The sequence below is a fragment of the Aquisalimonas sp. genome, assembly GCF_007120195.1.
Classification (GTDB): Bacteria; Pseudomonadota; Gammaproteobacteria; order Nitrococcales; family Aquisalimonadaceae; genus Aquisalimonas.
On sequence record NZ_SKOG01000146.1, the window covers coordinates 1 to 13,637 of the forward strand.

Below are 13,637 nucleotides of genomic sequence, written 5' to 3' on the forward strand. Positions count from 1 at the left end.
GCCGTGGTGCTGTGGCGTGGCTGCGCTCCGTAGCCGTGGTCAATTATGGCGTAGCGTCATCCGCCGTCTCTACCATCAACGGCAGCCACCGAAGGCGCGTTACAGGAAAAGATCCTGTTGCAGGTCGGCATCGCTGCACTGGGGATCCACCCGGTAGACGCTGAAATCCGTCACGCCGGCTTCGCTGAGCAGTGCGTCATCGATGAAAAAGTTGCCGGTGCACTCGCGGCTGCTGCGGGTGAAGATCAGGTACGCCGCATCGGCCATGATCTCGGGGCGCCGCCCCCGGCTCGCCGCCGCCTCCCCGCCAAGCAGGTTGCGCACCGCGGCCGTGTCCAGCAGCGTCCGCGGCCAAAGGGCGTTGAAGGCAATACCCTCGCCCCGGAACTCCTCGGCCATGCCCATGGCGCACATGCTCATGCCGTACTTGGCGATGGTGTAGGCCACGTGCGGCGCAAACCACTTTGGATCCATATTCAGCGGTGGCGAGAGATTGAGCACATGCGGGTTGTCGGCCTGGCGCAGGTGCGGGATGCAGGTGCGCGAGCACAGGAAAGTGCCGCGCAGGTTGATCTGGTGCATGAGGTCGTAGCGCTTCATGTCCAGATCCTCGGTCCCCGCCAGGTTGATGGCACTGGCATTGTTCACGAGGATGTCGATGCCGCCGAACCGGGCCACCGCCTGCTCCACGGCGGCGATCACCTGATCCTCGGCACGCACATCGGTAACCACGGGAAGCGCCTGCCCGCCGGCCTCTTCGATCTCCTCGGCGGCCGTGTAGATGGTACCGGGCAGCTTCGGGTGCGGCTGATCGGTCTTGGCCGCGATCACCACGTTGGCACCATCCTGCGCGGCGCGCTTGCCGATAGCCAGCCCAACCCCGCGACTGGCCCCGGTAATGAACACGGTCTTACCCCTGAGCGTTGCCATGACTCTTCCCTCCCGGACTCGACAAACAGGCCGCACGAACGCGGGCTCACCCTGGCAGCACACCGGTCCACGGGCGGGTTGTCAATCACATTGGGTGGGGGGAGGCAGAGAAAACACCCCCGATGCCAGGAGGAGACGCACCGGGGAAACAGCCAAACGAGTCAACACACGGGGCCGGACGTCTCCCGCCCGGCCCCGCTATTTGCAGTCGGTTTCAGTAGGCGTAGTCACGCCCTTCCGACTTGGCCCGCTCCCTCGAGCTCATATTCACCGACGGCCGGAAGGGCATCTGCACCACCTCGGCATGCTCCGGATGCCCGGGATAGTTCAGGTACTGATCCGGCAGCCAGGCCCGCAGCGGTGTGCCGAGCGCGGCCTTGTCCACCGGCACGTAGGCCATGGCAATATTCGTCTCCAGCTCCGGCGAGTACCAGGGCGACGTGATCCAGCCGATCGGGTCGTCGGTGAAGAGGTCGCTGACCAGCCAGAAATCCGGCGCATGGTCCTCGATGGGCTTGCCACCCACCTTCAGGCCCACCAGGGTGTGCTTGAATGGCGGCTTGCCGGCGTTAACCTGCTCGCGAATCCGCTCCAGGGCCTCTTTGCCAATGTAGTCCGCCTCCTTGGTCTTGGGCACCATGTGGCCGAGATAGCACTGGAACGGGTTTGTCTCCGTATCCATGTCCTGGCCGAAGGACAGAATCCCGGCGGCGATTCGCCGATGGTGCGCGGGGGCAATCACCATCAGGTTGTGCTTCTTGCCCGCCTCCAGAATCGTGTTCCAGACCTGCTCGGCGAAAACGGTGGAGTCGTACGCGTAGACCTCGTAGCCCTTCTCGCCGGTAAACCCGGTCTGGGAGATCAGGCAGTCGACGCCGCCGACCTTCGCCTGCATCAGCCCGTAGTAGGGCACTTCGCGGATTCCCTCGCCCACCAGGTCCGCCAGCAGCGCTTCGGACTTGGGCCCCTGGATCTGCAGCGGGGAGACGTCGATCTCGTCGATGGTGACATTGTACTTGGCCATGACGTTGACGCCCTGGAGCCACAGCATCAGATCAGAGTCGCTGATGGTGAACCAGAACTCGTCGTCGGACAGCCGCAGCATCACCGGATCGTTCAGCACGTTACCCTGCTCGTTGCAGAGGATCACGTAGCGACCCTTCATGGGCGGCACGCGGGTGATGTCCCGGGTGCACACGAAGTTGCAGAACGCCTCGGCGTCCGGGCCCTTCACGCGGATGGGGCGCTCCACGGCCACGTTCCAGAGGGTGACATCGTTGACCAGGGCGCCGTACTCGACCATGGCGCCACCGTCCTCCGGGCGGACGTAGCCGCGCGGATGGTACATGCGATTGTAGACCGTTGCCCGCCAGCAGCCCGCCTCACAGGACAGGTGCCAGTAAGCGGATTTCCGCACCCTATTGGAGATCAGGAGCTGTATCCCCGAGTCACCGGTCTGGCGGAGGTTGATTGGCACTTTACGGTCGCTCTGGTCGACCGTGTCCTGGTAATTGATCTTGCTGCTGTCGACCATTTCTGGATCCCCTCAACGTGAATCGTCTAACACCACGAGGCAGCCGCCGAATTGCGGAACACTGCCGCTGACGGGCCTGTGTGCGCCGTCAGTACAGGCAATACTATGCGTCGCAGCGAGACCCTGGGCACCTAAGTACGACGCACCCTTTTGTACGCACGACAACCACGGGAAATTCACGCCATACAGTAAGTTACGACTGTCCTGGCAACGCCGCGGGGTTGTCAGAGAACGTCAGGCCGCGGCATATGCCCGTTGACACCCCAGCCCCGATCCAATGGAACGGGCCCATGCAGTCCTGGCGCAACGGAGCCGTTGCCCAGCAGAATGCAAACCAGCGCGATCCCCGGACGGGCGACAGCGGTTGTCTTGAGGTACCCTGGGTGACTTCGCGTGCGCCGTGGATGGCCCGCCGCAAGCAAGGGGACAGGCCGTCGAAATACCGATCATTGCGTAAGGACCCGACTCGACCCATGAAGACAACAGCCCTATCCCGCCTGGCACTGCTGTGCAGCGCCCTCCCCCTGGCCGTTAGCGCGAACGACGCGTTGAATATCCACACCCCCTGGGTCCGGGAGGTGCCTCCGGTCGCGGATGACTCCGCCGGCTACATGCGCATCGAGAACCCGACGGACACCGACCGCACCTTGGTGGACGCCGAGAGCGAGCAGTTCGAGCGGGCGGAGTTCCACGAAAGCGTGGAGCAAGACGGCCTCATGCGCATGCGCCACCACGAGTCGCTGGAGATTCCTGCGGGGGGTGAGGTGGCCCTGGAGCCCGGTGGTTACCACCTGATGCTCATCGGCCGGCGGGTGGACGCGCTGCAGGCAGGTGATCAGGTGGACATCCGCCTGATTTTCGACGACGGCCGCACGCTTGATGTGAGCGCCCCTGTCTCCCGGGACGCCCCCAACGGCGGCGACGATGACGGCGGGCACCACGACCACCACTAGCGGGCTGCTAGCGGCCTCATTAGTGGCCTCATTGATGAGTGTCCTGACTCACCAGTCCAACGCCACCCCGGCGCTGATCAAGTCCGCGCGCTCGCCGCCGGCGAGCCGATCGTGCTGATAGCCGAGCGCCAACCGGCCGGCGAGGGCAGCGGTGCTGAATGGGCGGGTGTAGGTCGCGTGCCAGCGCGCCGGGCGCTGGACGTCCAGAGAGTGGCTCTGGCGTTCGCGCTGCAGTGTGCCATCGGTCTCCCGCCCGGTGACCGCATCGACGGCGACGCGCCCACTGCGCACATGCACCGGACGCTGGAAGCCGACGCCGAAGGTGTCCTCCGGGCGCAGGCCATCCAGACTCACGGCCACACCCCAACCATGGGCGGCCACGTTATCGAATTGCATCATCCCGGCGGAACGGACATCCATCGTCACCCGCTCGTAGTTCAGCTGCAATTGCGCCATCTGGCCAGGGATCACCAGCTCGCCACCCACGAGCTGATGCCGCGCACCATCGAGGCCAAAGCCGCCGGAACCGCTCAGCCCGAGCGCCGCGTCGCGCTCGTCCAGCTGCGCCAGCTGCAGGCCGACACGCACGCCGTCCAGCCCGGACCCGGGCAAGGCGGCAGAGGCCCCGAGGACCGGGCCGCTGACCGGCCCGCCCGTCCAGATTGCGGTACTCGGTGGCCTCTGCGTGTCCATGGCAAATTGCTCGGGATCGTGATTGATGTAGCCGATGACGATATCCGCCATGTCGCGATCGCCCACCAGACCGTAGAAGAGCCCGCTGCCGGCGATGGGCTCGAGTGTGCTGACGCCCAACGGCGGCGCGGCGGCCTGGGCTGTCGCCGCTCGAAGGCCGAGCGCACGCGCGTTAATCTGAAAACCGCTTTGCGGTGCGGTGGCCGCCGGTGCCTGCAAATGCCGTTGCATCCAACCGTCGAGATCATGGCCGTGACGCGGCTGCTCAATGCCCTGGGAGAGGTCGACTGCAAAGCCACCGCCGTAGCGGTCAAACGCCAGGGCGGACACGTCCGCCAGGGGCTTGGCCAGGGTCGCCGTCCACGGCGCGCTGGTGCGCATGCCACTGCTGTGCAGGGCAACCTCGTCATCATAGAGGGCGTCTCCGCTTTGCAGGCGAAGATCGCCGATGGGCTCCAGGGCCGCGGCGAGATCCAGCTTGCCCCGGCCGAAAATCGACTCATCATCATAGGGAGCGCTATCGTCAGCGGAGACCAGGACCCGCTCCCGCGCCTCCTGCGCCGAGATACCCGGGAAACGGCTCATGGTGACGGCAAGCGCGCCTGAGACAATAGCAGCGGAAAACGACGTGCCCGTTCGCGTCGCCACGCCATCGTCGGCGCCCGCAGTCCGGATCCTGATCCCCGGCGCCGCCAAGCACCAGTCGTGCCCATCACACTTGTTGGCGAAATCAACGTGCCTGCCATCATTATCGATGGCCGTCACCACCAGGAACTGCGATTCGAGATCCTGCTCGTAGAACGGCATACCCGCATCCAGCCGCAACCCCTCCAGGCGGTCATTGCCGGCGGCATAGACGAGTACGATATCCGCGCCCCGAACCGGGTCGAAGAACGCGGCCTGCCGATCGATCTCGTCCTGGCTGTGGACACCAGGACCGACTGCCTCCCCGACATCGAGACCAAACGAGAGATTGACGATGGGCACATCCGCGTTGGCCATTGCCTGCAGGCCGCGCTTGGCCGCCTGAACGTTAATGGCGTGCCCTTGGGCCTCCACGCCATAGGCGCGGATCTTGGCTCCGGGCGCGACGCCATGGGCGCCCTCTTGGCCGATGATCTGGTGATCATCCGGATTGGCAGCGGCGACGCCTGATACCCAGGTGCCATGGTCCGACTGCATCCGGGCATCAACCGCCCCGTCGAGCGCTGATGCAGGGTCGAAGCGATGCGTAAACGCCGTGTGCTCCGCGTCTGGTAGCGCATCCACGATGCCAATGGTGACCTCTTCGCCAAAATGCCCCCACTGATAGGCCTCGGCCACGCGAATCTGCTCAAGGTGCGGATGCGCGTTGTACGCCGGCGTCCGGAATTCGTCCGGGTCATGGCGGGGTTCAGAGCGAAAGGGCGCGGGACGCGGGCGCGTCCGGGTGAAATCCTGCCCCGATGCCGACATACCCTCCTCCTCGGCAGGGGTGTCGCGACGCATCAGGGTTGCCGCGGTGGCGCCAGCAACCCCGGCGATCCCCATCAGCACCAGGGTGGCGCGGATGTTGGCTTCGCCGGTGTTCGCCGGCTGCGCGCCCTCGTCAATACGGCCCACGCCCTCGAACGATACCGTGGTTAAGGGCCAGCTGCCGGCAACAAGACCCAGCGCGGTCGCCAGCGTGATTGTCCGTGTTGGAGTGTTCAATTGCTGAGGCTATCCTTATCCTGTATCGGCAAGAAAACTGAAAAGGGCCTGCAGCGTCGGCTCAGGCGCCTCCTCCACCAGGAAATGGCCACACGCCAGCGCGTGGCCGCTCACGTTGACAGCGCGTTGCCGCCAGAGCGCGAGGACATCGTACATCTGCCCGACAACACCCTGCCCGCCCCAGAGTACCAGCAACGGGCACTGAACGCGCTGATCGAGGTCGGCCTCGTCGTGCTCCAGGTCAATCGTGGCCGCGGCCCGGTAGTCCTCACAGGTTGCATGGATCGTCTGCGGATCGCGAAAGCAACGCAGGTACTCCTGCACAGCCTGCTCGTCGAAAGCATTCGGCACACGGCTCCAGCGCACGAGCTTGTCGCGCAGGTAGAACTCCGGGTCCAGGCCGATCATGTGCTCCGGAAGCCCGTTGGACTGGATGAGGAAAAACCAATGGTAATAGGCGGTCGCCAGGGCCGGGCCGGCGGTACGGAAAACATCTCGAGTGGGGATGATATCCAGCACGGCGGCCCGCTCGATGCGACCAGGGAAATCCAGCGCCATTCGGTGAATCACCCGTGCGCCACGGTCATGCCCGACCACCTGGAACCGCTCGAAGCCAAAATGCTGCATGACCGCCACCTGATCCGCCGCCATGGCGCGCTTGCAATACGGCGCATGGCGCTCATCGCTCGCCGGTTTGCCGCTGTCGCCGTAGCCACGCAAGTCGGTGCAGATCACCGTATACCGTTGGGCAAGGCGTTCGGCGATGGGGTGCCACATGGCATGGGTTTGCGGGTAACCGTGGAGGAGTAGCAGCGGTGGCCCGTCACCCGAGCACCGGGCGAGAATCCGTGTGTCGCCGGTATCGATGGTGTGCGTCGCGAACGCCTGCATCAACATGAAGCTCCACTCCGAGTTAATCCGACTGGTCGAGCGTCACGATTCAAGAGTGCGCGTGATGATCGCGCACACGAATGCGCCAGGACACTTCCCTGTCAGGCCTTGGCCGGCTCGATCTTGGCCTGGTCCCGCCCCAGTTCCTCCTTTGTCGTCAACCGCCGGTAGAAAAGGGTCACCAACGAGGATGTGATGACGATGAAGAACGAATAAAGCACGGGCATGATCAGGATCAGCTGCTGGGTTTCGCCGGAAAACACGAGAATCACGATCAGCGCACCCAGGGGGCCATTCTGGATCCCCGTCTCCAGGGATACGGTTCGCGCCTTTTGGGGATCGAGCCGCAGCACACGGGCGACAATGTAGCCGAATGTGAACCCAATCAGCCCAAGGAGAATGACCGCCGCATAGATCTCCGCGCCGGTATCCAGGAGCAACTGGTAGTTGCGCGGTGCCCATGTCGCCATCAGGAAAATGATCACGATCACGCCAATCAGCCCGCCAATGAGCTCAGTCACGGCGCCGAAATTCGCATTCTTCTTACGCGACCACATACCCAGCAGGGTCGGGATCAGCAACACAAACAGCAGCCCCATGATTTCTCCAGGCGGAATGCGAAACGCCTCGTCAACCCCCCCGGTATAGAACTCCATGAGCAGCGGGACCATGACCACGGCGGCAAGCGTGGAACACACGGTCATGAGAATGCTCAGACTGAGCAGGCTCTTGGAAAAATACGCAAAGATATTCGAGGTGGTGCCACCGGGCATGCAGCCCATCAGCACCAGCCCTACGGTTTGTTCCGGCGAGAGGTTCAGTATCCGCGCCAGGGAGAAGGCAATAAACGGCATCAACATGTACTGGGACGCGAAACCCACCATGACTGCCTGGGGGTGGCGCATCGCGATGCGAAAATCCTTGAATGTCAGCGACGCGCCCATGCCGAGCATGATTACAACCATCATGACCGCCAGGAGGGCCTCTTCAACAGGGCTCAGCATGCGTTGTACTCCCTTACACTTCGTGACGATGGTCTACCGCGGCGTCTGTCGCGGCGGGGTCCCTGATTCTCACTGCCGGTTCGCCTCGCCAGCGCCGCGGCCGGTTCAGCGATCAGGCCGCCCGCGTGTCCTTGCCGTGCGGTGTCGCTGAAGCCGTGCCCCCGGCCTCGGCGCGCAGCTCCTTCCGCAACACCTTGCCCACTGGCGTTTTCGGCAGCTCATCGCGGAACTCCACCTGCTTCGGCACCTTGTAGGCGGCGAGCAGCTGCTTGCAGTGCGTGCGCACCTCTTCTGCCGTAAGGCTCGGGTCGCGCTTGACCACGAACGCCTTGACCGCCTCGCCGGTGTCGGCGTCCGGTACCCCGATCACCGCCGCCTCATGGACCTTGTCCAGTTGCGCAATGCAGTCTTCCACCTCGTTCGGATAAACATTGAAACCGCTGACCAGGACCATGTCCTTCTTGCGATCGACAATGTGAAAGAAGCCGTCCTCGTCCATATAGGCCACGTCACCGGTGTAGAGCCAGCCGTCCTTGAGGGTCTTGGCCGTCTCGTCGTCGCGTCTCCAGTAGCCCTGCATCACTTGATCACCCTGGACGATGATCTCCCCGGGCAACCCCGGGGCGACGGTCCTGCCCGCATCATCGACGATACGCACGCGCGTGCCCGGCACGGGAATACCAATGCTGTTCCGGGTGGAGCCCTTGCCGATCGGGTTAAAGCTGACCACCGGCGAGCACTCGGTCAGTCCATACCCCTCGGCGATCGGGCAACCCACCACGCGCTCCCAACGATCTGCCACCGCCCCGTGCAGCGCGGTGCCGCCGGCGATTGCAACCTTCATGGTCTTGGGCGGGAAGATATTGAACCACTCCTCGTTCAAGAGCGCGTTAAATAATGTGTTGACGCCAGAAATCCAGGTGACCGGGTAGTTCTCGATGGCCCGCTGGCAGTTCTGGATCGGTCGCGGGCTCGGCACCAACACATTGCGCGCACCACGGCTATGGAACGCCAGCATATTCACCGTGAACGCGAAAATGTGATAGAGCGGCAGGGCCGTGAGTACGCACTCCTTGCCATCCTCTATGTAGTCACTGGCCACCGAATCGATCTGGGCGATATTCGTGAGAAGGTTGCCGTGCGTGAGTACACTGCCTTTACTGACCCCGGTCGTGCCGCCCGTGTACTGGAGCACCGCCGTGTCCCCGCGGGCGAGATCGCGCCAGTAGCTGGCGCAGTCCACATTGCCGGTGGCCTGGGCCTGGCGCCCCCATTCCAACGCGTCGTCGATGTCGGTCGCCTCAATGGTGAGCTCCGGGACCGCCTTGTTCCAGTACTTGAGCACGCCCTTGAGAATCCGCTGCACAATGGCCGGAAACCACTGCGCCACGCTGGTGACCACCACATGCTTCACAGGCGTGCGGTCGATAATTCTGGCCAGCTTGTCGGTAAACATATCAATGATCACCACGACCTCTACGCCGGCGTCATTGAACTGATGTTCCATCTCCGATGCGGTATACAGCGGGTTCACGTTCACCAACGTGCAACCAGCCTTGAACACCCCCAGTGCTGCCACGGGAAACGCCAAACAGTTCGGCATCTGCACCGCAACACGCGTCCCGGGCGCAACCTTCAGCACCTCGCGGAGATAGACGGCAAAGGTATCGGACATGCCGTCCACCTCGCCGTAGCGCAGTGACCCCGACATGCCGTTGGGCATGACCGTGGTAAACGCGAGCTGGTCCCGGTTCTCGCGGGCGTTGTCCACCACCAAGCGGGCCAGATTGGCATACCCGTGAACGCGCGAGGCGGCGTAATCCGTCGTGTAGTGCCTGGACCAGGGGCAGCTGTCGTATGCAGAGTCGTACGACATCGATGTCCTCCCCACGGATAAGCGAAACGCGGTGGGTTGTTATTGTGACCCGTTCTACACTGCTGCGTTTTCACAGCCGCCGCAACCCCCTCGGATATATCGTATCGCACCCTGGGCGAGGGCGGATTCAAGGAGGGCGTTGGGCGCCTGCCACCGGGGCGAATGGAAGGGCGTAGGGTGCATTAGGCGAAGCCGTAATGCACCATCCACGAAAGCGCGCCAAAGGCGCACAGCCCATGGGAGGAAACCGGGGGTGGCGGCGAGCACGCGATGGTTCACCAAGAGATCGGCAGCGCTGGTTGCCCTGCTACTAGCGGGTCTCGCGCTGGCCGTATGGCAACCGGTGGAGCTGCCCGTCCTGCTGGCCGTCGGGGAGCGCCTCACCGACTCGCCGCTGGCCCTGGCCCTGGTCGCGGTTGCGATGGCGGTGCTATTCACCTTTGCGCTGCCGGGCAGCCTTGGACTGTGGCTGATCGCACCTTTCCACCCGCCGCTGGTTGCCACGATCGTGCTGCTAAGCGGCAGTGTGGCCGGGGCGCTTGGCGCTTACGCGCTCGCCAACTGGCTCGGCGGCGACACGTCGCCCGAGTCTGGCGGTGAAAAGATCAAGAAACTGCTCGCAGCCCGGGGGGATATCGCAACCCAGTGCGCCCTGCGCGTTCTCCCCGGGTTTCCCCATTCCGTCGTCAATTACGCAGCCGGCGTCCTGCGGCTCCCATTGCCGGGCTTCACCATTGCGGCGGTCATAGGCCTGACGGTCAAGTGGACCGTCTACACGGCGGCCGTCAGAAGTGGCCTTGATGCGCTCGAGGCGGGTGAGGCCGTGAGCGCGCGTGAGTTACTGCCACTGGTTGTGCTCGCTTTGCTGCTGATCGTGGGTGCCGCCGTGCGACGGCTCCTCCCCGGGCGCGGACCGGGCACGCCAGGCGAGTCGTCCTGACTTCAGCGCCTTACACAGGGGGCCGTATGGCCGGTACATCTCCAGGATTGTCCTACCCGCCGCTGCGCCTGGCCTGGTGCGTCTGGGGGCTTGCCGCGGCGCTGTATCTGGCGGGGTTTTTCCATCGCGTCGCACCGGGCGTGATCACCAGCGAGCTCATGCGGGATTTCGACATCGGCGCCGCGGCACTCGGTAACCTGTCGGCCTTTTATTTCTACACCTACGTGGCGATGCAGGTACCGACCGGCGTGCTCGCCGACCGCCTGGGCCCCAGGCCATTGCTGACCTGGGGCGCCCTGATCGCCTCGGTCGGGGCGTTGCTGTTCGCCTTCGCGCCCAATGCGGCCGTGGCCGCAGCGGGGCGGGCCTTGATCGGGGCTTCGGTTGCCGTCGCGTTCGTGTGCATGTTAAAGCTCGCAGCGCACTGGATGGACGCACGGCGATTCGCTCTGGCCACCGGGCTGGCGTTGTGCGTGGGGATGCTCGGCGCCGTCGCCGCCGGGGTGCCCCTGCGCCTGGGCGTCGATGCCTTTGGCTGGCAGGCGGTCATGGCCGCCATTGGTGGATTCACCCTGGTGGTCACAGGGCTCATCGCCTGGTTCGTCCGGGACGACCCGCAGGAGTACGGCTATCGCAGTTACGCACACCCCGACGCCGCGCCGCCCCGAGGCGAAAGCATGCTCGCGGGCATCCGCCATGTATTCGCCTTCCGCAACGCCTGGCTGCTCATCCTCATCCCCGGCGGCGTGGTCGGCCCGCTATTGGCGTTCGCGGGTCTCTGGGGCGTGCCTTTTCTCTCCACCCATTACGGCATGTCCACGAACCAGGCGGCCATCTACACCTCGGCCCTGCTTCTCGCCTGGGCCGTTGGCGGACCGGTCTTCGGCGCCTGGTCCGACCGGCTGCAACGGCGCAAGGGCGTGTACCTGGTCGGGGTCACTGTGGTGTTCATCGGCTGGCTGCTGGTGATCCTTGTGCCGGCGCTCCCGCATGCGGTACTCATGGCTCTGCTCATCCTCACCGGGTTTGCCTCCGGCGCCATGATCGTCTCCTTCGCTTTCGGCAAGGAATCGTTACCGCCGCATTTGGCCGGCACGGGCAGTGGGCTCATTAACATGGGCGTCATGGTTGGCCCCATGGCGCTGCAACCAGGCGTCGGCTGGCTCCTGGAACGCCTCTGGGACGGCACCCGCCTCGACGGCAGCCCTGTCTACGACCTCGCCACTTACCAGCTCGCGTTCAGCGCCATGATGGTGTGGACTGCCTGCTCGATCATTCTGCTATGCTTCACGCGCGAGACCCATGGTCGCCAGCAAGAGCGCATCGACCAGTGAACAACCGCTTAGCCGCAGTGCGCCTGCGGCGCACTCGGTTCAAACGGCGCATTACGCCTGCGGCTAATGCGCCCTACGCCACAAACCCGTCCTGGACTCCGGAACGCGGGCGGATTAGCGCAGCGTAATCCGCCGTCAAACCAACGCCCGCTGGCAACCCGCTTGGCAACACCGGCCACCGCGCAGGCCCACGCGGCCCATTACGCCTGCGGCGCGTGCACCCTGCAATCAGCGCCCGCGGGAGCTTGTTGCCGCTGGACTCCAATGCCCCCTCATGGCACAGTCAGCTGCCCACCGAAGGTCGGTCTTTACGGCACGCCGATCATTTTGGCCGAGGAACCACGCAGCGTTCGATGGATTACGCCTACTTAGAGAGCCTGCGGCGCAAGCACCCCACTTGGCGGCTGTTGCTGGCCGATCATGCGCCGCTGGTCATCAGTTTTCTCCACCAGTGCTATATCGTCCCGAACGTGCGCAGCCTGCCCGAGCAGGACGTCGCCATGCGCCTTGAGGACACCCTGTTTCAGCTGCGTGAGCGCATGGGCGATGACACCTTTCCCAAACCCGCCCTGGACTACCTCACCGATTGGGCCGGCGATGACCGCGGGTGGTTGCGCAAGTACTTTCCGGCGAACAGCGACGAGCCCCACTACGATCTCACGCCAGCCACGGAACGGGCCATCCAGTGGCTCGCCGGGCTGGAGCAGCAGGCGTTTATCGGCGCGGAATCCCGCCTGAAGCTCGTGTTCGATCTCCTGCACCAGATTATCCAGGGCTCGGAGACGGACCCGGAGGCACGCATTCAGGATCTGGAGCGCCGTCGCAACGACATCGATGCCGAGATCGACGAAATTCGGGCGGGGCGCATGCCTTTCATGGATGACACCCAGCTGCGCGAGCGATTTTTGCAGATGGAAGCAACCGCGCGCGGGCTCCTCGGTGACTTCCGGCAGGTCGAGCAAAACTTCCGGGACTTGGACCGCCAGGTGCGCGAGCGCATTACCACATGGGAAGGGAGCAAGGGCGAGGTGCTCGAGGATGTCCTCGGCGAGCGCGATGCCATCACTGCGTCCGACCAGGGACGCAGCTTCCGCGCCTTCTGGGATTTCCTCATGTCACCGGCGCAACAGGAGGAGCTGAGCGAGCTGCTCGAGCGGATCTTCGGCCTCGAGCCGGTGACCGAGCTGGAACCCGACCAGCGGCTGCAACGCATCCACTACGACTGGCTGACCGCCGGCGAGGCGACCCAGCGCACCGTCGCGCGTTTATCCGAGCAGCTGCGGCGCTATCTCGACGACAAGGCCTGGCTGGAAGACCGCCGCATCATGACGCTCATCCGCGAAGTGGAGCAGCACGCCCTCGCCCTGCGCGAGACGACCCCGAAGGTGACCATGGCGATCGACGAGCCGGCACCACGGGTGGACCTCGCCATGGAGCGGCGGCTTTTCAGCCCGCCGGTCAAGTCCAACATCCAGTCACACGACCTGGTAGAAGGTGAGGAGACCATCGCCACGGACGCCCTGTTCGAACAGGCCCACGTGGACCGCGAGCGGCTGCGCGGCCACATCCGCCACGCCTTGCAGCTGCGCGATCAGATCACCCTGGGCGATCTTGTTGCATCCCACCCCCTGGAGCAGGGTCTTGCCGAGCTCGTGACCTATATCAGCCTGGCCACGGAAAGTCCGGGCGCCGCCGCCGTCAACGACAGCCGCGAGCAGACCGTTGCCTGGACCGACGGCCGGGGCGTCAGGCGCCGCGCCCGGCTACCCCTGGTCATTTTTACCCGGTAA

10 protein-coding genes are annotated in these 13,637 nt (G+C 64.4%); 4 read left to right on the forward strand and 6 right to left on the reverse strand.

Annotation, left to right across the window (positions count from 1 at the left end):
• Positions 1–99: 99 nt before the first annotated feature.
• Positions 100–930, reverse strand: coding sequence for an NAD(P)-dependent oxidoreductase (locus QZT63_RS10950; RefSeq protein WP_290651130.1), 831 nt, complete (start codon positions 928–930; stop codon positions 100–102).
• 214 nt (positions 931–1,144) lie between these two features.
• Positions 1,145–2,464: a glycine cleavage T C-terminal barrel domain-containing protein gene (locus tag QZT63_RS10955; RefSeq protein WP_290651132.1), complete on the reverse strand. Its 1,320-nt coding sequence runs from the start codon at positions 2,462–2,464 to the stop codon at positions 1,145–1,147.
• A gap of 473 nt (positions 2,465–2,937) precedes the next feature.
• Between QZT63_RS10955 and QZT63_RS10960 the strand changes: the two genes are divergently transcribed.
• Positions 2,938–3,417, forward strand: coding sequence for a copper chaperone PCu(A)C (locus QZT63_RS10960; RefSeq protein ID WP_290651134.1), 480 nt, complete (start codon positions 2,938–2,940; stop codon positions 3,415–3,417).
• Positions 3,418–3,465: 48 nt separating this feature from the next.
• Here QZT63_RS10960 and QZT63_RS10965 read toward each other — a convergent pair whose 3' ends face one another.
• The 4 genes from QZT63_RS10965 to QZT63_RS10980 form a co-directional block, all read right to left on the reverse strand.
• Complete coding sequence (locus QZT63_RS10965) at positions 3,466–5,802, reverse strand: S8 family peptidase (protein ID WP_290651136.1); 2,337 nt, start codon at positions 5,800–5,802, stop codon at positions 3,466–3,468.
• A 15-nt stretch (positions 5,803–5,817) separates the two neighbouring features.
• Complete coding sequence (locus QZT63_RS10970) at positions 5,818–6,699, reverse strand: alpha/beta hydrolase (RefSeq protein ID WP_290651138.1); 882 nt, start codon at positions 6,697–6,699, stop codon at positions 5,818–5,820.
• Positions 6,700–6,794: 95 nt separating this feature from the next.
• Positions 6,795–7,697: a bile acid:sodium symporter family protein gene (locus tag QZT63_RS10975; protein ID WP_290651140.1), complete on the reverse strand. Its 903-nt coding sequence runs from the start codon at positions 7,695–7,697 to the stop codon at positions 6,795–6,797.
• Positions 7,698–7,809: 112 nt separating this feature from the next.
• Positions 7,810–9,573: an AMP-binding protein gene (locus tag QZT63_RS10980; RefSeq protein WP_290651142.1), complete on the reverse strand. Its 1,764-nt coding sequence runs from the start codon at positions 9,571–9,573 to the stop codon at positions 7,810–7,812.
• A gap of 253 nt (positions 9,574–9,826) precedes the next feature.
• Here QZT63_RS10980 and QZT63_RS10985 point away from each other — a divergent pair, with 253 nt between their 5' ends.
• The 3 genes from QZT63_RS10985 (at position 9,827) to QZT63_RS10995 (ending at position 13,637) form a co-directional block, all read left to right on the forward strand.
• Entirely contained in the window at positions 9,827–10,513 is a 687-nt protein-coding gene (locus QZT63_RS10985) for a VTT domain-containing protein (protein ID WP_290651143.1), read from the forward strand.
• Positions 10,514–10,539: 26 nt separating this feature from the next.
• Positions 10,540–11,847 carry an MFS transporter gene (locus QZT63_RS10990; RefSeq protein WP_290651145.1) on the forward strand — a complete coding sequence of 436 codons (1,308 nt, stop codon included), beginning with the start codon at positions 10,540–10,542 and terminating at the stop codon, positions 11,845–11,847.
• Positions 11,848–12,200: 353 nt separating this feature from the next.
• Positions 12,201–13,637, forward strand: a complete 1,437-nt coding sequence (locus tag QZT63_RS10995; RefSeq protein ID WP_290651147.1) for a DUF3375 domain-containing protein — start codon at positions 12,201–12,203, stop codon at positions 13,635–13,637.